At 62.6% G+C, this 25,382-nt stretch carries 27 protein-coding genes; 9 read left to right on the top strand and 18 right to left on the bottom strand.

Annotated features, from left to right (window positions below; all coding sequences use genetic code 11):
- The first annotated feature begins 613 nt into the window (after nucleotides 1-613).
- Nucleotides 614-1,894, top strand: coding sequence for a condensation protein (locus DK391_RS33560; RefSeq protein WP_109482305.1), 1,281 nt, complete (start codon nucleotides 614-616; stop codon nucleotides 1,892-1,894).
- A 34-nt stretch (nucleotides 1,895-1,928) separates the two neighbouring features.
- Here DK391_RS33560 and DK391_RS33555 read toward each other — a convergent pair whose 3' ends face one another.
- The 15 genes from DK391_RS33555 to DK391_RS33495 form a co-directional block, all read right to left on the bottom strand.
- On the bottom strand, nucleotides 1,929-2,327 hold the full coding sequence (locus DK391_RS33555) for a hypothetical protein (RefSeq protein ID WP_109482304.1): 399 nt from the start codon (nucleotides 2,325-2,327) through the stop codon (nucleotides 1,929-1,931).
- 94 nt (nucleotides 2,328-2,421) lie between these two features.
- The gene (locus tag DK391_RS33550) at nucleotides 2,422-3,249 is read right to left on the bottom strand and encodes a MetQ/NlpA family lipoprotein (protein WP_109482303.1); all 828 of its coding nucleotides are present in this window, start codon (nucleotides 3,247-3,249) and stop codon (nucleotides 2,422-2,424) included.
- Between the two features lie 118 nt (nucleotides 3,250-3,367).
- Complete coding sequence (locus DK391_RS45645) at nucleotides 3,368-3,499, bottom strand: hypothetical protein (protein ID WP_275426841.1); 132 nt, start codon at nucleotides 3,497-3,499, stop codon at nucleotides 3,368-3,370.
- Nucleotides 3,500-3,598: 99 nt separating this feature from the next.
- Nucleotides 3,599-4,723 carry a PepSY-associated TM helix domain-containing protein gene (locus DK391_RS33545; protein WP_109482302.1) on the bottom strand — a complete coding sequence of 375 codons (1,125 nt, stop codon included), beginning with the start codon at nucleotides 4,721-4,723 and terminating at the stop codon, nucleotides 3,599-3,601.
- 35 nt (nucleotides 4,724-4,758) lie between these two features.
- Nucleotides 4,759-6,900, bottom strand: coding sequence for a TonB-dependent siderophore receptor (locus DK391_RS33540; RefSeq protein WP_109482301.1), 2,142 nt, complete (start codon nucleotides 6,898-6,900; stop codon nucleotides 4,759-4,761).
- A gap of 141 nt (nucleotides 6,901-7,041) precedes the next feature.
- The gene (locus tag DK391_RS44535; protein ID WP_162600970.1) at nucleotides 7,042-7,242 is read right to left on the bottom strand and encodes a hypothetical protein; all 201 of its coding nucleotides are present in this window, start codon (nucleotides 7,240-7,242) and stop codon (nucleotides 7,042-7,044) included.
- Nucleotides 7,243-7,311: 69 nt separating this feature from the next.
- A complete protein-coding gene (locus DK391_RS33535) occupies nucleotides 7,312-8,067 on the bottom strand; it encodes a hypothetical protein (protein WP_109482300.1) in 756 nt (251 codons plus the stop codon).
- A gap of 169 nt (nucleotides 8,068-8,236) precedes the next feature.
- The gene (locus DK391_RS33530; RefSeq protein ID WP_239483028.1) at nucleotides 8,237-9,514 is read right to left on the bottom strand and encodes an ATP-binding protein; all 1,278 of its coding nucleotides are present in this window, start codon (nucleotides 9,512-9,514) and stop codon (nucleotides 8,237-8,239) included.
- 190 nt (nucleotides 9,515-9,704) lie between these two features.
- A complete protein-coding gene (locus tag DK391_RS33525) occupies nucleotides 9,705-10,610 on the bottom strand; it encodes a LysR family transcriptional regulator (protein WP_109482298.1) in 906 nt (301 codons plus the stop codon).
- A 118-nt stretch (nucleotides 10,611-10,728) separates the two neighbouring features.
- A complete protein-coding gene (locus DK391_RS33520; protein WP_109482297.1) occupies nucleotides 10,729-11,979 on the bottom strand; it encodes an acyl-CoA dehydrogenase family protein in 1,251 nt (416 codons plus the stop codon).
- A gap of 81 nt (nucleotides 11,980-12,060) precedes the next feature.
- On the bottom strand, nucleotides 12,061-12,825 hold the full coding sequence (locus DK391_RS33515) for an SDR family oxidoreductase (protein ID WP_109482296.1): 765 nt from the start codon (nucleotides 12,823-12,825) through the stop codon (nucleotides 12,061-12,063).
- 43 nt (nucleotides 12,826-12,868) lie between these two features.
- The gene (locus tag DK391_RS33510) at nucleotides 12,869-13,900 is read right to left on the bottom strand and encodes a phosphotransferase (RefSeq protein WP_109482295.1); all 1,032 of its coding nucleotides are present in this window, start codon (nucleotides 13,898-13,900) and stop codon (nucleotides 12,869-12,871) included.
- A 23-nt stretch (nucleotides 13,901-13,923) separates the two neighbouring features.
- Entirely contained in the window at nucleotides 13,924-14,598 is a 675-nt protein-coding gene (locus DK391_RS33505; RefSeq protein ID WP_109482294.1) for a histidine phosphatase family protein, read from the bottom strand.
- Nucleotides 14,599-14,837: 239 nt separating this feature from the next.
- Entirely contained in the window at nucleotides 14,838-15,071 is a 234-nt protein-coding gene (locus tag DK391_RS33500; protein ID WP_109482293.1) for a hypothetical protein, read from the bottom strand.
- A gap of 98 nt (nucleotides 15,072-15,169) precedes the next feature.
- Entirely contained in the window at nucleotides 15,170-15,634 is a 465-nt protein-coding gene (locus DK391_RS33495) for an Lrp/AsnC family transcriptional regulator (RefSeq protein ID WP_109482309.1), read from the bottom strand.
- Nucleotides 15,635-15,768: 134 nt separating this feature from the next.
- On the opposite strand from DK391_RS33495, the gene DK391_RS33490 reads away from it, so the two are divergent.
- Nucleotides 15,769-16,398 carry a LysE family translocator gene (locus tag DK391_RS33490; protein ID WP_109482292.1) on the top strand — a complete coding sequence of 210 codons (630 nt, stop codon included), beginning with the start codon at nucleotides 15,769-15,771 and terminating at the stop codon, nucleotides 16,396-16,398.
- A 24-nt stretch (nucleotides 16,399-16,422) separates the two neighbouring features.
- Here the strand turns inward: DK391_RS33490 and DK391_RS33485 are convergent, their stop codons facing one another.
- Complete coding sequence (locus DK391_RS33485) at nucleotides 16,423-16,596, bottom strand: DUF1289 domain-containing protein (protein ID WP_109482291.1); 174 nt, start codon at nucleotides 16,594-16,596, stop codon at nucleotides 16,423-16,425.
- Nucleotides 16,597-16,749: 153 nt separating this feature from the next.
- Here DK391_RS33485 and DK391_RS33480 point away from each other — a divergent pair, with 153 nt between their 5' ends.
- A complete protein-coding gene (locus tag DK391_RS33480; protein ID WP_109482290.1) occupies nucleotides 16,750-17,070 on the top strand; it encodes a YnfA family protein in 321 nt (106 codons plus the stop codon).
- Nucleotides 17,071-17,178: 108 nt separating this feature from the next.
- On the opposite strand, the gene DK391_RS33475 is transcribed toward DK391_RS33480, so the two are convergent.
- Nucleotides 17,179-17,688: a DUF1993 domain-containing protein gene (locus tag DK391_RS33475; RefSeq protein WP_109482289.1), complete on the bottom strand. Its 510-nt coding sequence runs from the start codon at nucleotides 17,686-17,688 to the stop codon at nucleotides 17,179-17,181.
- Nucleotides 17,689-18,004: 316 nt separating this feature from the next.
- On the opposite strand from DK391_RS33475, the gene DK391_RS33470 reads away from it, so the two are divergent.
- The 5 genes from DK391_RS33470 to DK391_RS33450 all read left to right on the top strand — a co-directional run bounded on the left by DK391_RS33470 (nucleotide 18,005) and on the right by DK391_RS33450 (nucleotide 23,100).
- Nucleotides 18,005-19,564, top strand: coding sequence for a S53 family peptidase (locus DK391_RS33470; RefSeq protein ID WP_109482288.1), 1,560 nt, complete (start codon nucleotides 18,005-18,007; stop codon nucleotides 19,562-19,564).
- A gap of 96 nt (nucleotides 19,565-19,660) precedes the next feature.
- On the top strand, nucleotides 19,661-21,325 hold the full coding sequence (locus DK391_RS33465; protein ID WP_109482287.1) for a peptidase S1: 1,665 nt from the start codon (nucleotides 19,661-19,663) through the stop codon (nucleotides 21,323-21,325).
- A 214-nt stretch (nucleotides 21,326-21,539) separates the two neighbouring features.
- Complete coding sequence (locus DK391_RS33460) at nucleotides 21,540-22,151, top strand: hypothetical protein (RefSeq protein WP_109482286.1); 612 nt, start codon at nucleotides 21,540-21,542, stop codon at nucleotides 22,149-22,151.
- Between the two features lie 161 nt (nucleotides 22,152-22,312).
- Nucleotides 22,313-22,654, top strand: a complete 342-nt coding sequence (locus tag DK391_RS33455; protein ID WP_109482285.1) for a hypothetical protein — start codon at nucleotides 22,313-22,315, stop codon at nucleotides 22,652-22,654.
- Nucleotides 22,655-22,830: 176 nt separating this feature from the next.
- Nucleotides 22,831-23,100, top strand: coding sequence for a hypothetical protein (locus DK391_RS33450; RefSeq protein ID WP_109482284.1), 270 nt, complete (start codon nucleotides 22,831-22,833; stop codon nucleotides 23,098-23,100).
- 50 nt (nucleotides 23,101-23,150) lie between these two features.
- Here the strand turns inward: DK391_RS33450 and nadE are convergent, their stop codons facing one another.
- Nucleotides 23,151-23,987: an ammonia-dependent NAD(+) synthetase gene (nadE, locus tag DK391_RS33445; protein ID WP_109482283.1), complete on the bottom strand. Its 837-nt coding sequence runs from the start codon at nucleotides 23,985-23,987 to the stop codon at nucleotides 23,151-23,153.
- Between the two features lie 457 nt (nucleotides 23,988-24,444).
- Between nadE and DK391_RS33440 the strand changes: the two genes are divergently transcribed.
- Nucleotides 24,445-25,380 (top strand): L,D-transpeptidase, encoded by a 936-nt coding sequence (locus DK391_RS33440; protein WP_239483027.1) that lies wholly within the window; start codon nucleotides 24,445-24,447, stop codon nucleotides 25,378-25,380.
- Nucleotides 25,381-25,382: the final 2 nt, after the last annotated feature.

The raw sequence follows: 25,382 nt of genomic DNA, 5'->3' as shown, positions 1-25,382 counted from the left end.
GGCCGCCCAGGTGGCAAACGGTGTGTAGGATATCGCGGCGTATGCGCTTCACTCCGGACTGAAAAGCAAAGGCGGTGTGTCCTGTAGGATCGCTCGCGCGGGAAGCGCTACGACCTACACACCGTTTGCCACCTGGGCTGCAGTGACGATTCGCTGCCGCTCGGGGCGCTACGGGTGATTGAAGCGGGGGAGGCGCTTATTCGAAGCGTCGGCAACGAGCATGAAGAAGGTCGATGTCGTGTGAGGGATAGGACCGGTCGGGGGCCCGCAGGCAACAACTAGCATTAGCGGTGTTAGCCCGCTTTCTTTGCTTACTTTCTTTGCGGCGGCAAAGAAAGTAAGTGCCGCCCCGCACAGGGGCAACGCGTGAAGAACCACTAACAAATCGCGGACGCCACCACAAATGGCAACCCTAACAGACCACTAACAAAAAACCAGACACCACCAAAAAAAACTTCGGACCAGATACCAAAACTTCGCAGCAAAGCTGCATAACCTTAGCCAACGTGCTAACGAACATTCAAACCAAAAAACTTCCCACCACCTCAACGGAATAACCCCATAGAACCGGGTGTTCTTCAAATACACCCGCCACTCAACATGGAAAACCGTCATGAATTCGTTAGCCGAACCCATCATGCTCCGTACTGCACGCCCACTCGGTGCAATGGAGAAGTTCTTCTATCTGCTAAACCAGAGTCATCCGAATCATTTCGTCATGGCGGCCGACATATCCGGTCCAACGCGCATCGACCAGTGGCAGGCCGCGCTCGATCTGGTTGCACATCATTCGCCGCTCGTCTGGTCGCGTATCGATCACAACAGCGACGGCAAGCCCGTCTTCACGCCGGTCCCGCACGGATCAGTCCCACTGAAGATAACGCCGCACAGCGCGTCGGGCTGGCGCAGTGAAGTCGCCGCACAACTGGCGCAACCTTTCGATGAACTGAATCCGCCGCTATTGCGCGCCACACTGCTGCATGGCATCGATCGCTCGACCATCGTTCTCGTCGCCCATCACGCTATCGCCGACGGCCTCTCGCTGACGTCACTGCTCGGCGATCTGCTACGCGCAGTAGCGGGCGAAACGCTGATGCGCAACGAAGAAACACGCGCGCTCGAACATCTGATCGAACTGAAGCATGGTGCGCTGAACCCCCAGCCCAGCGCGCCTGCAGCAGTTGATGCACCCGCTGACGCACCCGCACCCGTGCACATGCCGCTCGACATGCGCCACCCGGATGGCTCCGCGCCGCACGTCGACGCGCTGCGTCTGACGTCCACCATGACACACAGCTTGCGCGAGCGCGCCAGAGCGGAGCGCACCTCGGTGCAATCGACATTGATCGCCGCCTTCATGCGCGCCATGTGCTTTCTGAATTCAGGTGCACAGCGCGAACCACGCGTGCTGTCGCCCGTCGATTTGCGTCGCCGTCTGCTCGACGGCAGTGATCATCTGGCGATGTGCGCAAGCGGTGTCGTTCATCCCGATGACGGCCCGCGCGATGCAAGCCTGTGGAGCCGCGCGCGTCACGCCGGACAGGCATTTGCCGACATCGATTCGCCCGAGGTGCTGGCGGAGCGCGTGCTGAGCGCGCACGCGCTGCTCGATACCGTGAATGGCGCCGCCGATGCGAAAGCCGTTTTCGCGCAAGCCTTCGCCAACGATGCCGTCATCACGAATCTGGGTGTGGTCGGCTTGCCGAAGCGCTTTGGTGCGCTTGCGCTCGACGCGGTCTGGGGACCGGCGGTGTCGGTGGGCGTGGTGGGCGAGCAGGTGATCGGCGCATCCACTTTCGACGGCCAGATGCATCTGGTTCACACGAGCTATGCGCCCGTGCCGGGACTGCTCGAGCGGATCGTGGAAGAGTTCACGCAGGCACTGGCAGCGTGAGAATGCAGAAGGCGTGTGGACAGCGTTAGCGACCTCAGTCGTCGCAGCGCACGTCCTTCTTCTGCACGACGATGATCACGGGATACGTCTGCCCATGTTCGAGTTCAATGCGCGCGACGACCGACATCGTCGTGCTGTCGATATCGTCGTACACGCTCACCTTCTCTTTGCGAAGGTTCTCGACGCCGACGCAACCGGTCGCGCGGCCATCGTCGTTCACCTGGCATGTAATGGGATGATCGGCGACGTAGCGGAAGCGGTCGCGGTCAGGCGTCGCGAGATATTCGCGCATGCTGTCCGCCGCACCGCCGACTCCCGTCACATAGCCGATCGCACAACTGAGGTTGCCGCTCGTGTCGGAATCCGCGGCCGTCGCCGCCGCGCTCGCGACAGCGAACGCCGCCGCGAATGTCGATGCAAGAAGGAGTTTCATCGCGCAGTCTGCCCCGCAATTTGCCAGTGACGATCGAAGTGCTGGATTGTAACGGCAATGTGCGAAACGGGTCAGATTGCGCGCGCAAGCAATGTCAGTGTTGCGGCGCGCCGTCCCATGCAGGCAGCGTAGCGCCGTGATACACGGTCAGGATCGACGAAGCGACGTTCGCCTGCTGATAGCTGTCGACCAGCGTCTTCACCCACGGCGCCTGCGCATCCTTTGCATTCACGGCGATGAAGTTGCGATACGGATTGCCCGGCACTTTCTCCTGCGCGATGCGCTCTTGCGGAATCTGGATGCCCGCCTTGATCGCCCAATCGGTGTTGACGACCGCGGCATCGAGATCGGCGATCGCGCGGCCCACGATGCCCGCATCGAGTTCCTTGATCTGGATGTGCTTCGGGTTCTCCGCGATGTCGCGCGCCGTGGGCAGCAGGCCGACATCGGCACGCAGCTTGATGAGTCCGTTGGCCTGCAACAGCAGCAGTGCGCGGCCTTCGTTGCTCGGATCGTTCGGCACGCCAATGGTCGCATTCTGCGGCAGCGCGGCGACCGACTTCACCTTGCGCGAGTACAGGCCAATCGGCTGCACATACGTGAAGCCGACGGGCACGATGGCGTAGTGCCGCGCGGCGATCTGCGCATCGAGATACGGCTTGTGCTGGAACGAATTGGCGTCGAGATCGTGTTGCGCGAGCGCTTCGTTGGGCTGCGTGTAGTCGGAGAAGGTCGTGACCTTCACCTTGATGCCATGCTTCGCGGCATTGGCTGCAACCGCACGCCACACATCCTCGTCTTCGCCCGACATGATGCCGACGCGCACGGTCTGGTCTGCAGCGAGCGCGGCTTGCGCGCCGACGATGCCGCATGTCAGCAGAACGGAGAAGAGCGCGGCCTTGAGCGTTTTGGTTGTTTTCATGATTCAGAATTCATCGGTTGAAGATGCCGAGATCGTAGAGAGGCGTCGTAGGCCGCACAAATAATATCGAGCGCTATCGCTATCGCGTATGAGCGTAAGCGCTGCCGCTGTTCGCGTCTCAATGCGTCGAATGATGAACGTGCGTCGACGTGCCGAAGTAGCAGAGCGCGAGTGCGGCGCCCGCGGCTGTCAGAAGGTCGCGCAGAGCGTGCGCCTGTTTGAGATGTGCAATGCGTTGAACGCGTGCCATGGATCGTCCTCGCTACCGGTTGTGATCAAGGTCTTCAATGTAGCGAAGCCGATCGCGCGAGCGAACCAATCAATGGTCAGAATCAAAGCTGTTTCAGCGCTATGGGCGGGTTGCGTTGCCCGATAAGCGGCGTGTGTGATGACGTGCCTTGCGCCGCCGCCACCACTGCCACACGCCCGTCACCGAGAGGCCGAACAGCGCGAGGCCGCCTGTTCCGAGCACGATCATCAGCGGCAAACCGCCCAGTTCGCCCGTATGCAGCGGATAAATCACCGATACCGCCCGCGCGCCCGGATCGAGCTGATTCCAGCGTTGCGCCGCCAGCACCTTGCCCGAATAAGGATCGAGCCATACGGAAGTCAGGCCGTTGGGATGGGGATCGTCGGGTAGACGCAGGCGCACGCGCAGCGGCGCATCGCTTTTCGCGGGTAGCTGGACGATGTTGATCTGACCATCGGGAAACTGCGCCTGAGCGTCTGCGACGAGCGTATCGATTGGAAGCGGCGGCTCGGTACGCGAAGCGTGCAAAGGCAGCGCAGGCGCCTTCATCGGATGCGCGCCGCTCAGCGTAGTGACCCAGCCGCCGAGCGGCCGCCATGCCATATACGCGCCCGTCGCGACGGACAGCGCAATCACGAGTCCGAGCGATGCGCCGCCCACGCGATGGAGGTCATACAGCGCGCGCGTGCGTCCGCGCCGCAGTTCGATGCGCCACGTCTTGATGCCCGCGCGCGGCCACCACAGCACGATGCCCGAGATGAGCATCAGCAGATAGCACAATGCTACGCATGCAAGCAGCGGCTTGCCCGTTTGGTCGAGCAGCAGCGAGCTATGCAGCTTGAAAAGCAGGTTGAAGAAGCCTTGCGTTGCGCCGCGCCGCCCGAGTTCGCGGCCCGTGTAGGGATCGATATAGACGGCGCCTTGCCATTTGCCCCGCACGGTCACTTCGAGGCTCTGCTGCGCCGAATGCGGGGGATGAAACGATAGCGCGGCGCGCGGCCCGAACTCGCCGACGAGTTGTTGCCGCACGCTTTCGAGTGTCACGCGCGTCGTGCTTTCCGAAGACGGCAACGTTACGCGAAACAGCTCGGGATGCAGTTGCTCATCGAGCGGCGCGGCAATCAGAAGCAGAGCGCCCGTAATGCCCATCAACGCGAGCACCCATCCCACCGACAGCGCAAACCAGCGATGCACCACCACCCAGTAGTGTCGAAGGCGCGGCATGGCGGCTCTGGCGGTTGGCGTGGATGCCTGCATCATCAGTAGATAAAGTGGCCTTGCACGTACACCATGCGCGGCGCGCCGACCATACGGCCCGGATTGCCGTCGACGTTACGGGTGTAGTAGCGCTTGTCGGTGAAGTTGTTCAGGCCCACCGTCAGCGTGCTGCCCTTCCAGTTCGGGATCTTCCAGTCGGCCTGGAAGTTGTACGTGCGGAAGCCCGGCACGCGGCCTGTCGTTGCCGCAGCGTTCTCGTTGACCGTGTTCTGCAGATCCGAGTATTGCGACGTCTGATGCGTGGTCGACAGGTTGAACGTCCAGCCGTGCGTCTCGTACTTCAAACCCATCGTATCGGTGATACGCGAGTAGAACGGCACGTCGAGACCCGCCGTCGCACCCGATTCCTGGATCGCCTTGGTGTACGTGAAATTCGCGTATGCATCGAGACCGCGCAGTACGCTGTCGTCATCGAACGCGTAGTCGATTGCCGTTTCGATGCCCTGATGATGCGTCGCGCCGATGTTCTGGAACGTCGCGGGCACCACGCCCGGCACCTGCAGGATCTGGTTGTCGAAGCGCATGTTGAACGCGGTGATTTCCGCGTGAATCTGCTTGCTGGTCCAGCGCGCGCCGACTTCGAAGGTCTTCGCCACTTCCGGCTGCAACGGGTTCGATGCCGACTGCGAGTTCAACTGCAGGTTCTGAACGGGACCGAACGACACGCTGTAGTCCGTGAATAGTGTCAGCGACGAGTTCCACAGATACTCGAGGCTCACGGCAGGCAGTGCCTTGTTGTTGAGCGTGTCGAAGTTCTGCTTGAGCGTGTCGTCGCGGCGCGTCGATTCGATGTGCTCGAAGCGGATACCAGGCGTCAGGCGAAAGCGTCCCAACGCAATGCGATCGTCGATATAGACGGCGTGCGCATCGGTGGCGTTTTCGAACGTTGCCGTCGGCCCGATCAGGCCGGTGGCGATCGACTGGTTATAGCTGTTGTCGTCGCCGCGCTCGCGGATGTAGCGATACCCGACGGTCACGTCCTGGCTCGTCGGCCCGAGCGTGAAGCGCTGCGTGAAGCGCGGCTCGACGCCCGTGGTGTTGTAGTTGCGCGGCTGGTACTGCAACTGCGTGCCCGTGGAATTGATCAGCGCGCTGGTGCGGTTGGCTTCGTTATACCAGGCGCGGACTTCGAATTCCTGATTCGCGTTGATCGTGTTGATATAGCCGACTTCGACGGCTTTACGCTCGCCTTGCCAGTAGTCGGTTGGGCGCGTGTTCTGGAACGGGTCCTGGTTGTATTGCGCGACCGTCAGGCCGCCAGGCGTGCGCGACTTCACGTCGTAGTAAGAGAACTTGCCGTACAGCTCGGAAGTCGGCGTGAGTTCGAAACGCCATTTGAGCGCGAGATCGTTGACGCGCTCGTCGCTGCCGTCGCGCCAGTCGCGGCCCGTCATGCCCGAATACAGCAGCGCGACGCCGAGGCCGTTGTCGAGTTGCGTGCCGAGGAACGTGTTGTACTGCGTGTTGCTGCCGCCGCCTGCCGTGTAGATGTTTTCGCGCACGGACGCATCGGCGGTGAGGCCGGCCTTGTCCGGAATCTCGCGGGTGCGGAAGTTGATCACGCCGCCCACGTTCTGCGGGCCATAGCGCACGGTGCCGCCGCTGCGCACCACGTCGATCGATTCGATGTTGCCGAGGCTGATCGGTGCGAACGACAACTGCGGTTGCCCGTAAGGTGCAACGGCCATCGGAATACCGTCGAGCAGCACCGTCGAGCGCGGCGTATAGCGTCCCGTCAGGCCGCGCACGCCGATATTCAGCGAAATCTGGCTGCCCGCCGTGCCGGAATTGTCAGTCGATTGCACGCCGGGCACGCGGCGCAGTACATCGCCGATGCTGGTTGCGCCGCTCAATTCGATCTGTTCCTTGTCGACCACGGTGCGTGCGCCGGGAAAGGTGTTCACGCTGTTCTGCAAGCCGCTGCCGAGCCAGTCACCGGAGACGGTGATCGAGTCGAGCGTGGTCGGCTTGTTGTCAGATGAGGCAGCGGGTTGCGCAGGCTTGTCCTGCTCGTCCTGCGCCGATGCGTAGTCAGGCAGGGTCAGAAAGGCGAGGGCGGCGACAGCCGCAAAACAGTGGAGCCGGCTAACTGTGTCGATGTTCCGGCGGGCGGCAAAGGCCATGATTCCGAGTGTCCTGGGTCTGGTCCCGGAGGATGCCGCGCCTGGTCCGCTCTGCGAGCGTGAGCGCGCGCGGAGCGATCCTTCCGTAAATGTTACGAAATATTGTCTCAACGGCGGGCGCGATTGTAATGCGAATCACTATCATTTGAAATGAATTCCCTTGTTTTTGTAGGGTTGGTGTTGGGAAAGCGAAAATGAGGCGGCCCAGCGGATGGGCGCAATCGAGCCGAAAGCGCTGAAGGAGCGTCTGGCGACAAGGCCAGCGACGATCAGCGCGTCGACAACTGCAAGGTGCCGGTCGCCGGGCGCGGCAGCAAGGCGCGCCCGGACGACTGCTCGCATGCGCACCGTGGCGCCAATCAATGCTGGCGAAAAATCGGCGCGACAGGGTTCTAAGCCATCAACCCGTCATCAGTGCGCGACCTTGGCCGGTCGCTGCCGGAAAACGGTGCCGCACACCAGAATGAACAGCACGAGCGCAATCGACGCGCCGTAGCGGCTCATCGCCAGACCGCCGTTGGCGATCGGCTTGTCGAGAAAATCGCCGACCACGGCGCCGAGCGGGCGCGTCAGGATGAATGCCGCCCAGAACAGCAGCGTGCGCGGCAGGCGTGTCGCGTAGTACGCGATCACCAGCACCAGCAGCAACCCGCCGAAAATCGCAGCCGCGCCGGCGTAGCCGAGACCTTGCGTGTCGGCTGTCCAGTCGCCGAGGGCGGTGCCGAGCGTCTGCGAGAACATGATCGTGACCCAGTAGAACATCTCGGCCTTTGCCGACGACACGCTCGTCACCGACACCGACCCCATCGACCAGTACCAGATCACCAGCGACGCCAGCAGCAGGCACAGCAGCAGCGCACTGCCGCCCGCGTAGCCGATGCCGAGCGAGCGGTCGGCGAAATCGGCGAGCGTGGTGCCGACGGTGGTGGTCGCAATGATCGTGACCCAGTACAGGACAGGATTGAAGCGGTCCGCGCGGATCTGCGCGGTCACGGCGACGAGAAAAATCACCGCGAAGATCAGCGTGCTGACGAGATAACCCAGATTCATCGACATCGAAGCGGCGTCGCCGCCTGTCTCACCGAGCGTGGTGGCGGCGATCTTGATGATCCAGAACGCGAGCGTGACTTCGGGTACTTTGGCGATGGCCTTGTTCACTTTATCCATGAGAGTGTGCTGCCACAGGGTGCTGGCAGGCTGGCAAAAAGTTGGAGGCGCGCCGCATCGCGCGGCGCAAAGGCCACAGACTAGAAGGCGTCTGCTTAAGAGAGCCTTAGTTCTGCTGCTTTTTGCTTTCGATGGAGTGAACGCGCGGCATCGCGAGACGCCGCGAGCGTCAGTGCAGACCGGTCTTCTGCATCGATACGATCACACGCGCCCATAGCCCGCCGTCGGGATGATTGCCGAGCTTGAGCTTTGCGCCGCAATGCTGTGCGAGCCGGCTGACGATCGTCAGGCCGAGTCCCCAATGCCCGGTGAGTGCGCCGTAGTTTTTTTCGTGTGCATCGTCGTGGGCTTTCGCTGGCGCCATGCGCACGAACGGCCGCATGGCCGCGGCAAGATCGCACTCGTGGATGCCCTTGCCGTGATCGCGCACGCTCAGCATCCACGTGCGCAGACCGCGCGTCGTGCAGATTTCGATGGGCGGCGCGCCGTGCGCGAGCGCATTGCCGACCAGATTCCCTACCAGCCGCTCCAGCGCGTTGCGCGGCAGTGTGAAGTCGGCGCCCGCGTTGAGCCGCAGCACGATCTTCGCGTCGTCGAGCGTGGCGCCGTGCACGAAGCGGTCGTGCAGCCACGCATCGACGCACACGCGTGCCGCCTGCATGTCGCCGCGTCCCGCAACGTCGACGAATTGACGCGCGACGTTCGAGAACAGATCGATATCTTCGATGAAGCCCACGCGCTTATGCCATTGCGCGACGTTCAGCGCCCGCGCGCGCAGGCGGGCGACGCGCGCGTCGATCTGCCGCGAGAACGCGGCAAGCGCTGTCGACTGTTCATCTAATGCCTGGCTGTGACGGCCCATCAGGTCGTTCAGCGCGCGGGCGACCACCCGCAGTTCGCCCGTGCCGCGATCGGGCGCGCGCAACGCCGCGCCGCCCGCGTCCGCGCTGCGCGCCAGCGTCGCGAGTTCGCGCAGGTTGCGGCGCGTCTGGCAGAGCCAGTAGGCGCACAACGCGATCAACGCGGCAGGCAGCGACAGGATCAGGGGAGCGAAGCGCGTGTCGTACGCGAACGCGAACGGTGTGTCGGGCGTGTCGTCCCAGCTATCGGGTTCGGTCGTGTCGGTTAGCGCGAGCGTGCTCGCCGAAGCGGGCAGCCGCGCGCCGGGCCACACGGCGGCGCGCAGGCTCGGCGCAACGGGCGCGCCGAGATCGACGATATGCGGCCGGATCGATACGGCTGGGCCGATGCCCGTGGTGTCGCTGGCATCGAGGACAGTGTCTTCGCGCGCGGCATAGGACGCATCCGTTTGAGGCGCGCCGGCAGATGCGCTCAAAGGGGAGTCGTCGGCGGCTAAAGAAACGGACTCGAGCAGCCGATAACCGAGATGCACGGCAAGCAACATCGCCACCGATAACAGTACCGTTCGTGCGAACAAGGTATTCACGTCTTTCTCTACGTCGATGATTCGCTCAGGTCGTTGCGCAGCGCGCACGCGCGCCTGCGGATTGAAGCGATGATCGCCGCAAGAGGCTGTTTCCAATACGGTGAACAGCCCCGAAAACAGGCCCTTCCTTACCAGATGTTGCCGCCGCCGTTACTGTCCTGCGGCGCGCGTTCGTGTCTGCGCACCAGGCTCAAGCTGGACCGCTCATTTCTTTCATCAACCTGATGACCTCGCCGCGCACCCAGCGGTTCGCCTGATCCTGCTCGCCGCTGCGATGCCAGTACAAGTGCCATTCGAGCTCTGCCAGCGCGAACGGCAGTTCGAGAATGCGCGCGTCGTAGCGTTGCAGCAGCTGGACAGGCGCGGTGAGCGCGAGATCGGTGCGCAGCGCGATCAGCGGTGCGACCATGTAGTGCTGCACGCGCATCTGCAGCTGCCGGCGCTTGCCGAGCTTGTTCAGTTCGGCATCGACGAGGCCGCTGCCCTGACGGCGGCTCGACACCTGAATGTGGCCGAGCGCGAGATAGTCGTCCATGGTGAGGGTGTCGCCCGCGAACGGATGATCGTGGCGCAGCATGCATGCGTAGCGGTCGCTGCCGAGCGGCATCTGATGGAGTTGGGGATCGTCGATCAGGGGCACGTCGATGGCGAAATCGATCTTGCCCGTTGCGAGCGCGGCGGCCACTTCGTTGCGCGGCGTGAAATAGCTTTCGATGCGCATGCCGGGCGCCTGTTGCTGGAGCACTTCGCCGAGTGCGGGCAGCAGGATGGCCTCGGTCAGGTCGGGCATGCTGAGGCGGAAGGTGCGCTCCGACGCGGCGGGCACGAACACGTCGCCTTCCGTTGCACTCGTCTCCAGCAGTTGCAGCCCTTCACGCACCCTGCCGATGATGTTTTCGGCCAGCGGCGTCGGCACCATGCCCGAGGGCGTGCTGACGAAGAGGGGATCGTTGAACGCCTTGCGCATGCGCGCGAGGGCATTGCTGACGGCGGGCTGCGTGATGAACAGCACTTCCGCGGCACGCGTGAGATTGCGCTTGTCGTAGATCGCTTCGAATACGACGAACAGGTTCAGGTCGAGTTTGGGTGGACGCATCGTGTGGATTCACTGGCGCTTAAACGCGGCTTCGGGTCTCAGGTAACCCCGGTTGCGCAGCCTGACATCATAAGCGACGGGTTACGCGACGATGCGCCCTCGTGCAATCACGGCGCGTTCAATCGCGCAGCGGCGCCGTCAGATACGTAGCCGATGTCCCGGTCTTCTCCTTGCCCTGCGCGATCTCCATGCGTGCGATGGCTTGCAGATGCACTTCATCGGGACCATCGGCATAGCGCAGCGCGCGGCCCCAGGTCCAGTGATCGGCGAGCGGCGTATCGGGGCTGACGCCCATCGCGCCGAACACCTGCATCGCGCGGTCGCAGACGTTGGTATGCAGTTGCGGCACGATTGCCTTGATCATCGAGATTTCCTTGCGGGCCGCCTTGGCGCCCACTTCATCGATAAGCCATGCTGTTTTCAGCACGAGCAGGCGTGCCTGATCGATTTCGATGCGCGACTTCGCGATCCATTCGCCGACGGTGCCGTGCTGATGCAGATGCTTGCCGAACGTCTTGCGTGCCTGCGCGCGCTCGATCAACAGTTCGAGCGCGAGTTCGGCGGCGCCGATCGAGCGCATGCAATGGTGAATGCGGCCCGGACCGAGGCGCGCCTGAGCAAGCGCGAAGCCGCTGCCTTCTTCGCCGAGCAGATTCGCGGCGGGCACGCGCACGTCGGTGAAGGTCACTTCGCAATGGCCTTCGGGCGAGACGTGATTCATCACCGGGATATTGCGGACTACCTTCACGCCGGGCGTGTGCATGGGCACGAGGATCATGCTTTGTTGCTGGTGCGATTCCGCGTCCGGGTTCGTCTTGCCCATCACGATGAAGATCTTGCAGTTCGGATGCGCGGCATTCGTGATGAACCATTTGCGGCCGTTGATCACGTAGTCGTCGCCATCACGGCGGATCGACGTGGTGATGTTGGTGGCATCCGATGATGCGACGTCGGGTTCCGTCATCGCGAACGCCGAGCGGATTTCCCCGTTTAGCAGCGGGGTCAGCCATTGTTCGCGCTGTGCAGGCGTGGCGAACATATGCAGCAACTCCATGTTGCCGGTGTCCGGCGCGTTGCAGTTGAAGACCTCGGGCGCCCAGGAGATGCGGCCCATGATTTCTGCCAATGGCGCGTATTCGAGGTTAGTGAGCCGTGTGCCGGGTTCGTCGTCTTTCAGGTGCGGCAGAAAGAGATTCCATAAGCCTTCTGCTTTCGCTTTAGCCTTGAGTTCTTCCATGAAAGGCGGCGGGAATTGACCGGCGTGGACGGCGTCGAGCCACTCGCGGTGGCGCGGGACAATGTACTCGTCCATAAAGCTGCTGACGCGTCGACGTAAATCTTCGACTTTCGGGGAGTAGCTGAAATTCATGATGTGTGTGTTCCTGGGTTTGGAGGTGACGGTTTTGATGCTGCTTTTGCCGATAAAAAAGCACTGCAGCAGAAGAAAGCCTTAAACCGTCAAACCTCCATCTACGACAATACATTCGCCATTGGTATAACTGGCCGCATCCGAGACAAGATAGAGAACCGTTCCTGCCATCTCATGCGGTTCACCATGTCGCCGCAATGGAATGTTCTTGATCCAGTGCTCATAGATCTCCTTGTTCTCGAACAGCGCACCAGCAAATTTGGTTTTGGTCAATCCAGGCAATAGCGCATTCACGCGAATTCCAAGCGGCCCACACTCCTTGGCAAATGCCTTCGTCATGTTGACAACGGCCGCCTTGGTAATCGAATAGATGCCTTGCCTGTCGCCCGGTTGAAGCGCATTCACAGACGCGGTATTCACAATCGCACCGCGTCCATGCTCTTTCATCAACTTGCCCGCTTCGACCGACATAAAGAAGTACCCGCGCACATTCACTTCGACGGTCTTGTTATAGGCAGCAAGATCCGTATCGAGGATATGTCCGAAATAGGGATTGGCTGCCGCGTTATTCACGAGAATGTCTAGCCGCCCGTGCTTCTCGCGAATATGCGAAAAGGCTGCCGAGATATCCTCCATGCGCCCGACGTGACATGCAAAAGCCTCGGCGCTTCCACCTGCTGCGCGAATATCCAGCGCGACCTGTTCGCATTCTTCGAGCTTGCGGCTCGATACGATCACATGCGCGCCCTGTTGCGCGAGCAACTTTGCAATCGCTTCGCCAATGCCACGGCTTGCGCCCGTCACGAGTGCAATGCGGCCGGTCAGGTCGAAAAGGTTCGTGCTCAAGGTTGTCTCCTTCATGTTTTCTGTCGATGAATGTCGTAATGCTTCAGGCGATCAGTTCAGCCGCAAGCTGCGCCAGCGGCTCGACCATGCCGCCAACCGCGTGCGCGTCCGCGCTCGATGCATTGCCTTGCATCGCACGCGCCTTCACGCCCTGCGCAATCGATGCAAGCCGGAAAAAGCTGAACGCCAGATAGAACGGCCAGTTGTCGATGGCGGGCAGTCCGCGCAGCGCGCAATACTGAGCCACGATTGCTTCTTCTTCAGGCACGCCGAGGGCAGCACGGTCCTGACCGCGCAAACCCGTGATATGCCCTTGCGACGGCAGCCGCAGGCACATGCAGAAGTACGCGAGATCCGCGAGCGGATTGCCGAGCGTCGACAGTTCCCAGTCGAGAATCGCGCGCACGCGTGGTGCGTCGTTCGCGAAGATCAGGTTGTCGATGCGGAAGTCGCCATGCACCAGCGACGCACGCGTTGTGTCGGCAGGGCAGTGCGCAGGCAGCCATTCGATCAACGCTTCCATCGCGTCGATACGCTGCGTTTCGGCGGCGCGATACTGCTTCGTCCAGACGCCGATCTGACGCTCGAAGTAGTTGCCCGCACGCCCATAGTCAGCGAGTCCAACCGCTTCCGGATCGACATCGTGCAGCGCGGCGAGCGTCTTTACGATCGACGCGTAGTAGTCGCGCCGCGCATCGCGGTCCACGTCGGGCAGCGCCGGGTTCCAGAAGATGCGGCCTTCCTCGTAGCTCATCACATAGAACATGCTGCCGATCACGTCGCGGTCCTCGCACAGATGCCACGCACGCGCGACGGGCACGGGCGTATCGGCGAGCGCGCTGAGCACGCGAAATTCGCGATCGACGGCATGCGCCGATTTCAGCAACTGCCCAGGCGGCTGGCGACGCAGCACATAACGGTCGCTCTGCGCATCGAGCAGATAGGTCGGATTGGACTGGCCGCCGGGAAACTTCTTCGCCTGCAACAACGGACCGCGAAAATTCGCGACGTGTTGCGTCAGATAGTGCGCGAGCCGGTCGAGATCGAGCGAGGTGTCGTGGTGATCGAGGGTCATGGAGTCCGGGGCTTTCGAGGCGGTTAGCCGTAGGTCTGAAACGCGCGGCGAGACACGCTGTCGAGATGGGCGATGCCGTTGAAGCTCGACAGGTTCAGCGTGTCGCGATTGAAGAAGAAATGGCTCACGCTGCTATTGCGGATCTGCATGTTCAGCGCGATGGCCGTCGTAGCGGGCGCTTGCAGGACCTGCTGCGTCAGCGCAGCGATGACACCGCCCGAGCTGACGACCAGCACGCGCTGTCCGCCGCCGTGCTGGATGGCGGCGCGCGCATCGGCGACGCGTTGCTGGAAGGCTTGCCAGGTTTCGGGCGCACGGCCATCGAGCGCGCCTTCCGACCACAGTTGCAGCACTTCGCGCAGCGCCTTGAAGAAATCGCGCGGGCTATGGGCTGCACGTTCGGCTAGTGCGGCGTGTCTGTCGTCGAGTGCGCGGAATAGCGCGTGGAAGTCGTATTCGTCGAGACCGGCGTGGATCTCGGTTTCGGCCGGTAGCGCGGGATGGCCGCGCCGGATTGCGTCGGCCGTCTGCGCGTGGCGGCGCAGTGTGCCCGTCATCACGCGATCGAATGTGATCTCGCGCTGCGCGAAGTATTCGCCGAGCCAGATGCCTTGCTGTTCGCCTGTGTCCGACAACTGGTCATAGTCGTCGGCGCCCAGCGACGCCTGGCCGTGCCGTACCAGATAGAGTTCCGCCATTGCATGCTTCACCGCGTTCGAGAGGTGAAGTCAGATTAGCGACGGGTGGACTATTTCTGAAGTTTATTTGGTGAATCTGCGGGCATTCACCTAAGTGATGATTGCCGGCAAGCCGAAACTGCAACTAACTGTCTGTTGGGCTAAGCCTCCGGAATCGCCGCGGCGCGCGCCCGAGGTCATGCTTCGTCCGTCGCGCGCGCATTGTGCCGGGCGTCTTCAGCGCCCGGCGGGTAGTTCGTTCAACGATTGCCGTCAAGCAGATCGTTGAGCAGCGTATCAAAGGCGGCTTGTGCGTCTTCGAGTTCCTGCAAGGCGGCGTCGAAGGTCTGCAGGGCGATCTGCGAGGGCTTGCCGCTGCCAGCGGGCGGGAATTGCGACTGCAGCGCGGTAAAGGCCGTCTGCACCTGTTTCGTTGCGTTCAGGACGCGCTCCATTGCGCGAGATTCTTCGGCTCGCGCCGCTGCGTGGTCCATGCCAGTGCTCCGTGTTTCGTCGTGCCGTATGTCGGCGAGGCGCTCACTATGCCACGACTCCACCACCACTCGCCGCCCATTTCGCCGTCGTGATCCGCTCAGGCCAATGGCAGGCCGCCGTTCGCCTTCACCTCGCGCAGCGACAGCGACGATTCCACCGATGTCACGCCCGGCAAGCTGCGCAGCTCGTCGCGCATGAAGGTGCCGTAATCGTCGAGATCGCGCGCGACGACTTGCAGCACATAGTCGGCGCTGCCCGAGACGTTGTGGCACGACAGGATGCGCGGAATCGCCAGCACTTCGCGCTCGAAGCGCGTCGCAGTCGGGCGGTCGTGCACCGCGAAGCGGACGTAGACGAATGCGACCACGCCGAATCCGAGCGCCGAGCGCGACAGCATCGCGCGATACCGGTCGATATAGCCGTCGTTTTCGAGCCGCTTCAGCCGCCGCGCGCAGGGCGTTTCGCTCAGACCGACGGTGTCGGCGAGTTTGGCGTTGGACATGCGTCCATCCGATTGAAGCGCAGCAAGGATCGCACGGTCGGTTTTATCGAGATCATTCATGGTGAGGGGAAAGCATCTGAGTTTGTAGAAATTGTAGTGCAATCCGCCAGCACGCGTATCGTTGAAGTCGAAAATCGCCAGCATTCGCTCGTATCCCGAGTGCATCATGAGTGCCTCGATATGTGAGGTTCACCATGATTTCCGCTCATCTTCTGATCATGTATGTCACGGCGCTCGTCGTGGTGTTTGCGCTGCCTGGCCCGGACATGGCGCTGGTGCTGCAGACGAGTATCGGGCGCGGCGCGCGCAACGGTTTTGCAGCGGCCGTCGGGCGGGGTCTGTCGCGCGCGAGGCATGTGACGTTGTCCGCCTGCGGCGTCGCCGCGCTGCTGCGCAATGCGCCGTGGCTCTACGAAGTGGTGCGCTACGGCGGCGCGAGTTATCTCGCGTGGGTGGCCGTGCAGATTTTCCGTTCGCCGATGTTCGCCATTCCGTCGACCGGCGCGCAAACCGCCGATGACGGCGCATTGCGGACAGCGTTCGTCAAAGGCCTGTTCACGAATCTGCTGAACCCGAAGGCGTTGCTGTTCTGTTCGGTGCTGTTGCCGCAGTTCGTGCGTCCGGAGGCGGGGCCCGTGGCGTGGCAGATGGTCGAACTGGGTGTCGTGCTGGTTGCGCTCGGCGCGTGCTTCGATGCGATCTACGCGATCGGCGCCGCGCGGATTGCGGGTTGGGTGCGCGCTCATCCGCTCGCGCAGTCTGTGCAGCGCTGGACGTTTTCGGCCGCGTTGATCGGCTTCGCGCTGCGTCTTTCGCTCGATTGACGCGCGTCGGCGGGTGGCGCCGACCTATTTACGGATCAGCGCCACGCGTTCCGCTTTCTGGTCGATGACCTTGCGGCGATGCTTGTCCTTCATCTTCTTCCAGCCTTTGCATTCTTCCTTCGTGCGCAGGCAGCCAACGCAATAGCCGGTCTTGCTGTCGAACTTGCAGACGTCGATACAGGGCGATTTGACACTCATGCTGGCGTGCTCGGAATCGGTTGAATGGAAGGTGAAAGCGGACTGTCGCACGGCGCGGCGGCGTCGGGCCAAGTGATTGTGTTAATAAAAGCGATAGACTGCGCGGCTAAACCCCGTGCAGCACGCCTCGACCGATCACTTCGACCCTTACCGATGAAGACCTTGTTGCTTTACGTTGTGACCGCCATCGCCGAGATTGTCGGCTGCTATCTGCCGTGGCGCTGGCTCAAGGAAGGCGGCTCTGCATGGTTGTTGCTGCCGGGCGCGCTCAGTCTCGCGCTGTTCGCGTGGCTGCTGACGCTTCATGGCACGGCGGCGGGGCGCGTCTACGCGGCTTATGGCGGCGTTTATGTGGCAGTGGCGATCCTGTGGCTCTGGTGTGTCGACCACGTGCGTCCGAGTGCGTGGGATCTCGCGGGCGTCGCGCTGACGTTGGCGGGCATGGGCGTGATTGCGTTCCAGCCGCGTATCTGATTCCGCTCGAACTGTGTTGGCGACAGCCTTTTACTGCAAACCCCGAACCGCAAACCGCGAACCAGCCGCAGCCGGTTCGCGTCATGTCTTGCCTGAATTCCGACTGGCTTAGTTCGGCTTGCCGAGGAAGTCGAGCTTGCCGAGTTCCACGCCGTTATGGCGCAGGATGTCGTACGCCGTCGTGACGTGGAAGTAGAAGTTCGGCATGGCGAAGCCGAGCAGGTACGACTGGCCGGTGAACTCTACCGGGCCGCTGCGCATCTTCAGCGTGACCGCACGCTCTTCCGAGCCGTCGATCTGGGCGGCGTTGAACTCCTTCAGATAATCGATCGTTTTCTGAATGCGCGCATGCAGTTCGTCGAACGTGAATTCGACGTCGTCGAATTTCGGTGCTTCGACGCCGGCCAGCCGCGCGGCACAACCTTTTGCCGTATCCGTTGCGATGTGCACCTGGCGAGCCAGCGGATGCATGTCCGGAAAGAGGCGCGCGCCCGTGAGTACCGACGGATCGATCTGTTTTGCCGCCGCGTGCGCCTGAGCCTTGCCGAGAATGACCTGCAGGTTCGTGAGGCCGCGGATCAGCACGGGGATGGATGCCTGATACATCGAGATGGTCATGGAAAGTCCTCGAATTCTTGGGATCTCGCGTGCTCTCTGGCACGCGGTCGCATAGCGTAACGCAACAGCGTAAAAGCTGCTGGAGCATCGTATCGCCGATTTGACGTGGGCCGGAAGCTAGCCGATCGGCCAGGTGTCGGATGTGCTGGAACTGTGTTTGAATCGATTGGTCGGACGGATGTCGCTACCTCGTAACGCTCATTCGTCGCGCGTTTGTGACGGGCGAGGCGAGCGGGCGCGACGGCGCTCCCGGGCGCCTGTCCGTTGCATCAGATCGAGCAAGTGCACTCCAGTCAACACAGGGGGATTCGCAACCATGACGAAGCATCCATTGCCCGGCAGCGAGCGCACGCTCGCACCCGGTTCGAAGGTGATTGCGCAGTGCGACCCGTCTGAAACGATTCAGGTCGTTGTCGTGCTGCGCCGCAAGGACGAACAGCAGTTCGCGCAGCTGATGAAGAAAATCGAATCGGGCGCGGCAGATGCAAAGCCGCTTACGCGCGAACAACTCGAGCAGCGCTTCGGCGCCGCGGCGGAAGATATTGCAAAGCTGAAGGCGTTCGCCGCGCAGCATGGGTTGTCGGTGGTGCGCGAAGACGCGTCGTCGCGCACCGTCACGCTGAGTGGCCGGATCGACCAGTTCCAGCAGGCGTTCGACGTGCAGCTCCACAATTACGAGCATCACTCGATGGGCCAGTTCCGTGGCCGCACGGGCACGATCAGCGTGCCCGACGATCTCCACGGCGTCGTAAAGGCCGTGCTCGGCCTCGACGACCGCCCGCAGGCGCGTCCGCATTTCCGCATCCGTCCGCCGTTCGAGCCGGCGCAGGCGCGGCAGGCGTCGTCGTTTACTCCGTTGCAGCTCGCATCGCTGTATCACTTCCCGCAGGGCGACGGCAGCGGCCAGTGCATCGGCATCATCGAACTGGGCGGCGGCTACAACGCGGCGGATCTCGACAAATATTTCTCGAGCCTCGGCGTGGGCAAGCCGAAGGTGGTCGCCGTCGGTGTCGATCAGGGCGGCAACAAGCCGACCGGCGACGCGAACGGACCAGACGGCGAAGTCACGCTCGATATCGAGATCGCTGGCGCGATTGCGCCGGCCGCCACCATCGCGGTCTACTTCACCACCAATAGCGATGCCGGCTTTATCGACGCCGTCAGCCAGGCGGTGCACGACAAGACCCACAAGCCGTCGGTGATTTCGATCAGCTGGGGTGCGCCTGAAAGCGTGTGGACCGCGCAGTCCATGAACGCGTTCAACGACGTCCTGCAATCGGCTGCCGCCGTCGGCGTGACGGTCTGCGCGGCATCGGGCGACAGCGGTTCGAGCGACGGCGTGAGCGACGGCAGCAATCACGTCGACTTTCCGGCGTCCAGCCCGTACGTGCTCGCGTGCGGCGGCACCCGGCTGCAGGGTTCCGGGCAAACCGTGTCGCATGAAGTGGTGTGGAACGACGGCGCGAATGGCGGCGCAACGGGCGGCGGCGTGAGCGGCACGTTCCCCGTGCCGACCTGGCAGCAAGGCCTGTCGGCCTCGGGAACGCAAGGCAAGCAGGCGCTGACAGGGCGCGGCGTGCCGGACGTGGCGGGCGACGCCTCGCCGGTGACCGGCTACGACGTGATCGTCGACGGCAGCAACACGGTGGTTGGCGGCACCAGCGCCGTCGCGCCGCTGTGGGCCGCGCTGATCGCGCGCATCAACGGCGCGAAAGGCTCGCCCGTCGGCTTCGTCAATCCGAAGCTGTACAAGGCGGCGGGTGCGTGCAACGACATCACGCAGGGCAACAACGGCAGTTACACCGCGACCACGGGGTGGGACGCCTGCACGGGATTGGGCAGTCCCAATGGTGTGAAGGTGGCGGCGGCTTTATAGTCTGAAGAGCGGGCGTTCGTGGTCCGGAGGCGCTTCTGGCGGCAATGGGCGCATCGCAATAGTGGGCAACACGTACAGGCAATCGATGGAGCGATCATGACGAATACAGAATCAGCTTCCGGCAGCACGCAGTCGCCTCACAACTCACACGCCAAGCCGGAAGCATCGGCTGCGAGCGTGCCGCACAAGGCCGGCGACCAGCCGTTCTTCGATCCCGTCGCCTACGGCAACGGGCCCGATGACTCTGTCACCGACAGCAGCGAGAATGCCGCCATCACAAAGCATTCCATCACGATCGGCGGCAAGAAGATCAACTACACGGCAACGGCCGGCCATCTGGTGACGGTCGACCCGTCCAGCTCGCTGCCGAGCGCGAAGATGTTCTACGTCGCGTTCACGCAGGACGCCCAGAAGGAAGAGACGCGTCCCGTGACGTTCTTCTATACCGGCGGGCCGGGTTCGTCGTCGGTATTCGTGCTGCTGGGATCGTTCGCGCCGCGCCGCATCAAGACGTCGATGCCGGGCTTCACGCCGCCCGCGCCGTATCAGATGGAAGACAACCCGGACAGCCTGCTCGACAAAAGCGATCTCATCTTCATCAACCCGGTCGGCACGGGCTATTCAGCTGCCGTCGCGCCGCGCAAGAACCGCGATTTCTGGGGTGTCGATCAGGACGCGGACTCGATCAAGCAGTTCATCAAGCGCTATCTGACGAAGAACAACCGCTGGAATTCGCCGAAGTTCCTGTTCGGCGAGTCGTACGGCACAGCGCGCAGTTGCGTGCTCGCGTACAAGCTGCACGAAGACGGCGTCGATCTGAACGGCATCACGCTGCAATCGTCGATTCTCGACTACACGCAGTCGGGCAATCCTGTCGGCGCGCTGCCCACGGCGGCCGCTGACGCGTGGTATCACAAGAAGCTCGGCGTCGCGCCGCGGCCCACGGATCTCGGCCAGTTTGCCGAAGAGGTCGCGCAGTTCGCGCGCACGGATTACCTGAACGCGCTGCGCAAGTTTCCGACCACAGATAGCGCGGTGGTCGAAAAGCTCAGCGAATACACGGGTATCGACAAGACCACGCTGCTGGCGTGGAGCCTCGATATTGCCGGGTACGACAGCCGTGGCAATTCGCTATTCCTGACTACCTTGCTGAAATCGAAAGGACTCGCGCTCGGCGCTTACGACGGGCGCGTGACGGCCATCGAAACAGGCATCGCGGGCAAGATCGATCCGAACTCGGGCGGCAACGATCCGACCATGACGGCCGTGACGGGCGTCTACACGACCATGTGGAACGTCTATCTGAACGAGCAGTTGAAGTTCACATCGAACTCGGCGTTCACCGATCTGAACGATCAGGCCTTCAAGTACTGGGACTTCAGCCATATCGATCCGACGGGCGAACAGAAGGGCGTCGACAGCAAGGGCAACATCATTCTGTACACGGCGGGCGATCTTGCTGCCGTGATGGCGCTCAACGTCGATCTGAAGGTGTTGTCGGCGAATGGCTTTTACGACTTCGTCACGCCGTTCTACCAGACGGTGCTCGATCTGCAGCAGATGCCGCTCGTCAGCCAGCAGGTGAGGGACAACCTGTCGGCGCGCTTCTATCCGTCGGGGCATATGGTGTATCTCGACGGCGGCTCGCGCACGGCATTGAAGGCCGATCTTTCGGCGATGTACGAAAAGGCGGTGACCAATACGGAAGCGCTCGGACGCGTACGTGCCTTGCCGGCGCTCACGGCCACGAAGATGCATTGACCGCATGGGTTTTGACTTGAGTCATGGCGCCGTTTTTTCACGTCGCCCAGACTCTTTTCGGGAGGGCATCGCAGTGCCATTGCGATGCCCTCATGCTGCCAGCATCGAAAAATTGAAGCGATTCAATCGGGCAGTATTTACGTCATGCGTCCCGGATGTGTTTTAATTGCCTTGCGAATTAACTCTTCCGCGCAATCCAAAGGCGCGCTGATTAATGAACGAAGGGAAGGTGAACGCGCTCAATCCGGCGCACAGCATCCGTCGAATCGATCTAAAAGTCCGTGACGCACGCCGCGTCATGGGCTTCGTGCGAGCGCCGCGTCTGCGCAGGGTGATGCTCGCCGCGATGTCGGCGGGCTTGTACATGCATGCGGCGGCCCTGTTTGCGCAAGACGCATCGATGCTCGATGAACGGGTCACACAGCAGAACATCGCCAATACGATCTGCCGTCCTGGTTACGCCGACACAGTATCGCCACCGTTCGACGACATGATGGAGCACAAGGACCGGCTGCTTGCCGAACGCGGTATCGATGCCGGGCATGGCACGCGTTACGCGCTGGACCGTCGCGTGCCAATCGTGCTGGGCGGCTCGCCGGATGCGCCTGACAATCTCGACCTGCTGCCGTGGGGCGGGCATACGGGCGAGCGTCGCAAGGAATTGCTGACGGCGAAGCTCAAGCGTTGCGTGTGCGAAGGGCGTATGTCGTTGACGGAGGCGCAGTCGGCCATCGCCGGAAACTGGTCTGCGCATTATTCGGGCTTCAGCAGTGCGCCGTGTGACGCCGATCCCGGCGTGGCGCTGCTCGGCAACGACGGACCTTGAGCCGGAATTTGAGCTTGACGCTGCGTCTCAGCCGAGGCGCGGCAGCATCGTCGTAGAGCCTTTCGATCTTCCCGTGCGCCGTCGATGACGAAAAGCAGGCGCAAAACTCGCGCCGGACTCGTACCGAATTCGCGGCAAACCGTCACACTCTGGAGAACCTCATGAAGCAATCCCTCATCGCTGCTGTCGCGGCACTCGGCTGCCTCGTCGCGAGTCACGCGGCGCTGGCAGCGTCGCCATGCGGCAAGGCCGACGCACTGCAGATTCGCGGCGACACGCCGGGCGCGATCAGCTACGACGTGTACAGTCAGCTGCGTCCGCTCGACGCGAACCGTCTCGCGCTGTTCCAGGACGCAGGCACGGTCAAGCGTCTGCCGGACGGTCTGGATGTCTGCGCGATCGCCGATGACGGCGTTGCCGATCCTTCCGCCGTGCTCGTGCATGTGCCGCAGGGCAAAATGGCATGGTGGGTCAGCGCGGCGAATGTGGAGAACGCGGACTGAGCCGGTTGCCTCCCGTGTGAGCGCAGCTATCGGCGCGCCTTGCATTGTTGCGAGGCACGAATCTGGCTACGCTCAGTTACACACAAGACAGCACGGCTTCAAGGCAAAACGCACTGCTTATGCAACCTGCATGGCGGGCGGCAGCAAGACCACCATCTATCCGGAGCGTGGCGCGTATGAAGATCATCGTGTGGAACATTCCCGAGTCCTGTTCCGAGCAGGAAGTGCGTGATTTTCTCGCCCATGAGCTCGGTCACTACGCAAAAGACATCGAAGTGTTCGAACAGGGCACGCCCAACGCGTACGCGAAAGTCGATGTCGAAGCCGAGGAAGCTTACGTCGCCGAGGCTATTGCGCAGCAATTCAACGGCAAGCAGCTGGACGGCGTCGCGCTGCAGGTGAGCGCCGTGCCGTTCGGCGGCGACGAAACGCCGCCGCGCAAGTAGCCCACGCCTGCATTCGCGTTCACCCGGCGCGCTTTCAGTCGAATGGCCTTTCAGTCGAACGGCGTATAAGGCAGCGCGCGCTTGTGGCGCGTGCTGTCGTAAAAGCGCATGACGGTATCGAACACGCTTTCGCTCACCGGCTTGCCTTCCAGAAAATCGTCGATGTCGTCATAGCGGATACCGTACGCGTCCTCGTCAGGACGTTGAGGGCGCAACATTTCGAGGTCGGCAGTCGGCACCTTGTGTGCGAGCTCGCCGCTCGCGCCCAATGCTACGGCCAGCGCGCGGACACGCCGCTTGGTCAGGCCCGCGAGCGGCAGCACGTCGGCGCCGCCGTCACCGAACTTCGTGAAAAATCCCATCACCGATTCCGCCGCGTGGTCCGTGCCGATCACGACGCCGCGCCGCGCGCTCGCCGCCGCATACTGCGCGATCATCCGTTGGCGCGCCTTGATGTTGCCGTGCACGAAATCCTGTTGTGAGGCATCGACGAACGGCAGGCCGCTCGCGTGGAGCGAGGCGAGCATCGCGTCGGCGGCGGGGCGGATGTCGACGGTCAATGTCTCGTCGGGGCGCACGAATGCGAGCGCGTGCTGCGCGTCCGCTTCGTCATGCTGGACGCCATAGGGCAAACGCATCGCAACGAAGCGGGCCTCGTATTGCGCGCCCCGCAGACGCTCGACGGCGAGTTGCGCGAGCCTTCCCGCCGTCGACGAATCGACGCCGCCGCTGATGCCGAGCACGTACGCACTCAGTCCGCCGGCGCGGAGATAGTCCGCGAGAAATGTCACGCGCCGTTCGATTTCGAGCGCGGCGTCGAACGTATCGGCGACATGCAGTTCTGCTGCGATCTGCCGCTGGCGGGCGGCGCGTTGTTGCTGGTCCATTTACCGGTTCCTCGCAAAGGGCGCACATAACGGCTTCGATGATTGCATGAAGTGCGGAATCCGGTGCGCTGTCACACATTGTCTGGTTTAATGTGGCATACCCATAACTCATGCTGGGCGATTGGCGCGGCAAGTCGATCGATACGGCAACCGTCCCGTCGCGGACCGTGCGCTGGACGGTGTAAGGCAATGGGTTCGTCACGACACGTAGCGCGGCACGGGCATCATGTTCCGTGCTGGAAGAGGCCCGGCGGCACGCCACGAGCGGCTGCGCGGGTTGGGCGACAGGCAGTGATGTTCGAACACAATGACCAGCAAAAAAGAGAACAGGCTAACCACGCCGCCTGCACGAGAGAGGGCGGTTGCGCAGGGCGGTACGCTGCGCAGTGATCACGGGGGCATGGCGATTCATTGGATCGCCTCGCGGGCGCGCGCACGATCCGGCGCGCGGCGACGGATGTCGTCGTCCGGTTTGGCGCGCGTGATTGCGCTCACGGCGGCGTTTGCCGTTTCCTCCGTCATGCCGTCAGCACATGCCGCCGCTGGCACCCAGCAAGACCCAGCCAATCCAGCCGTCGATGCCTCCGCTGCAGTCGCCACGCGCGATGCCGCCGGCAACGCCGATCCACGTCACGCGCTGCTGATGCGCGATGCGTTCGCACGCACTGTGACGCGTCGCCTGAAAGTGCCCGCCGCTGATCAGCGCGCGTACGGCGAACGGCGGCAGCAGACGTTCGCGCAAAATAATCTTGGCGATCTGTCGGGCGAGTACGTGGTACTCGTCGACCGTAACGAAAACGTGCAGGCGCTCTTCATCTACTTTCGCGCGGTGCCTTCCGACGCATGGCAGATGATCGGCGCGTCGCCCGTTGCGACGGGCCGGCCAGGGCAGTTCGATCACTTCATCACGCCGCTCGGCGTGTTCGAGCACACGCCCGACAACATGGATTTTCGCGCGGAAGGCACGATGAACCAGAACGGCATCCGCGGCTACGGCAAGCACGACATGCGTATCTTCGATCTCGGCTGGGCGCAGGGCGAGCGTGGCTGGGGCAAGGGCGGCATGTCGCAGATGCGTTTCCAGATGCATGCCACCGATCCCGACAAGCTCGAGCCGATTCTCGGCATCCGGCATTCGAAGGGCTGCGTGCGGATTCCCGCGTCGCTGAACGTGTTCCTCGATCACTACGGCATGCTCGATCGTGAGTACGAGGCGCTCGTCGCCAGTGGGCGCTCGCTGTGGGTGCTGCATTCGGACCGTGTCGCGACGCCGTGGGCGGGGCGCTACATCGTTGTCGTCGATTCGCAGCGCAAGGCGCGGCCCGTGTGGTCGCCTGCGCCGGGCAGCAAGGTGCGCGCAAAGGTGCCCGCGAATGCCGATACGGCGGATTAGCG

It is taken from the genome of Paraburkholderia sp. C35 (assembly GCF_003121405.1).
Lineage (GTDB): Bacteria > Pseudomonadota > Gammaproteobacteria > Burkholderiales > Burkholderiaceae > Paraburkholderia.
The sequence above is the reverse complement of the archived record's forward strand: the minus strand, read 5'-3'. Positions and strand labels throughout refer to the sequence as shown.

Excerpts from the sequence above, each read along its gene's own strand:
- DK391_RS33560 (WP_109482305.1), top strand. The coding sequence starts at position 614 with ATGAATTCGTTAGCCGAACCCATCATGCTCCGTACTGCACGCCCACTC.
- DK391_RS33555 (WP_109482304.1), bottom strand. The coding sequence starts at position 2,327 with ATGAAACTCCTTCTTGCATCGACATTCGCGGCGGCGTTCGCTGTCGCG.
- DK391_RS33550 (WP_109482303.1), bottom strand. The coding sequence starts at position 3,249 with ATGAAAACAACCAAAACGCTCAAGGCCGCGCTCTTCTCCGTTCTGCTG.
- DK391_RS45645 (WP_275426841.1), bottom strand. The coding sequence starts at position 3,499 with ATGGCACGCGTTCAACGCATTGCACATCTCAAACAGGCGCACGCTCTG.
- DK391_RS33545 (WP_109482302.1), bottom strand. The coding sequence starts at position 4,723 with ATGCCGCGCCTTCGACACTACTGGGTGGTGGTGCATCGCTGGTTTGCG.
- DK391_RS33540 (WP_109482301.1), bottom strand. The coding sequence starts at position 6,900 with ATGGCCTTTGCCGCCCGCCGGAACATCGACACAGTTAGCCGGCTCCAC.
- DK391_RS44535 (WP_162600970.1), bottom strand. The coding sequence starts at position 7,242 with ATGCGAGCAGTCGTCCGGGCGCGCCTTGCTGCCGCGCCCGGCGACCGG.
- DK391_RS33535 (WP_109482300.1), bottom strand. The coding sequence starts at position 8,067 with ATGGATAAAGTGAACAAGGCCATCGCCAAAGTACCCGAAGTCACGCTC.
- DK391_RS33525 (WP_109482298.1), bottom strand. The coding sequence starts at position 10,610 with ATGCGTCCACCCAAACTCGACCTGAACCTGTTCGTCGTATTCGAAGCG.
- DK391_RS33520 (WP_109482297.1), bottom strand. The coding sequence starts at position 11,979 with ATGAATTTCAGCTACTCCCCGAAAGTCGAAGATTTACGTCGACGCGTC.
- DK391_RS33510 (WP_109482295.1), bottom strand. The coding sequence starts at position 13,900 with ATGACCCTCGATCACCACGACACCTCGCTCGATCTCGACCGGCTCGCG.
- DK391_RS33505 (WP_109482294.1), bottom strand. The coding sequence starts at position 14,598 with ATGGCGGAACTCTATCTGGTACGGCACGGCCAGGCGTCGCTGGGCGCC.
- DK391_RS33500 (WP_109482293.1), bottom strand. The coding sequence starts at position 15,071 with ATGGACCACGCAGCGGCGCGAGCCGAAGAATCTCGCGCAATGGAGCGC.
- DK391_RS33495 (WP_109482309.1), bottom strand. The coding sequence starts at position 15,634 with ATGAATGATCTCGATAAAACCGACCGTGCGATCCTTGCTGCGCTTCAA.
- DK391_RS33490 (WP_109482292.1), top strand. The coding sequence starts at position 15,769 with ATGATTTCCGCTCATCTTCTGATCATGTATGTCACGGCGCTCGTCGTG.
- DK391_RS33485 (WP_109482291.1), bottom strand. The coding sequence starts at position 16,596 with ATGAGTGTCAAATCGCCCTGTATCGACGTCTGCAAGTTCGACAGCAAG.
- DK391_RS33480 (WP_109482290.1), top strand. The coding sequence starts at position 16,750 with ATGAAGACCTTGTTGCTTTACGTTGTGACCGCCATCGCCGAGATTGTC.
- DK391_RS33475 (WP_109482289.1), bottom strand. The coding sequence starts at position 17,688 with ATGACCATCTCGATGTATCAGGCATCCATCCCCGTGCTGATCCGCGGC.
- DK391_RS33470 (WP_109482288.1), top strand. The coding sequence starts at position 18,005 with ATGACGAAGCATCCATTGCCCGGCAGCGAGCGCACGCTCGCACCCGGT.
- DK391_RS33465 (WP_109482287.1), top strand. The coding sequence starts at position 19,661 with ATGACGAATACAGAATCAGCTTCCGGCAGCACGCAGTCGCCTCACAAC.
- DK391_RS33460 (WP_109482286.1), top strand. The coding sequence starts at position 21,540 with ATGAACGAAGGGAAGGTGAACGCGCTCAATCCGGCGCACAGCATCCGT.
- DK391_RS33455 (WP_109482285.1), top strand. The coding sequence starts at position 22,313 with ATGAAGCAATCCCTCATCGCTGCTGTCGCGGCACTCGGCTGCCTCGTC.
- DK391_RS33450 (WP_109482284.1), top strand. The coding sequence starts at position 22,831 with ATGAAGATCATCGTGTGGAACATTCCCGAGTCCTGTTCCGAGCAGGAA.
- nadE (WP_109482283.1), bottom strand. The coding sequence starts at position 23,987 with ATGGACCAGCAACAACGCGCCGCCCGCCAGCGGCAGATCGCAGCAGAA.
- DK391_RS33440 (WP_239483027.1), top strand. The coding sequence starts at position 24,445 with ATGTCGTCGTCCGGTTTGGCGCGCGTGATTGCGCTCACGGCGGCGTTT.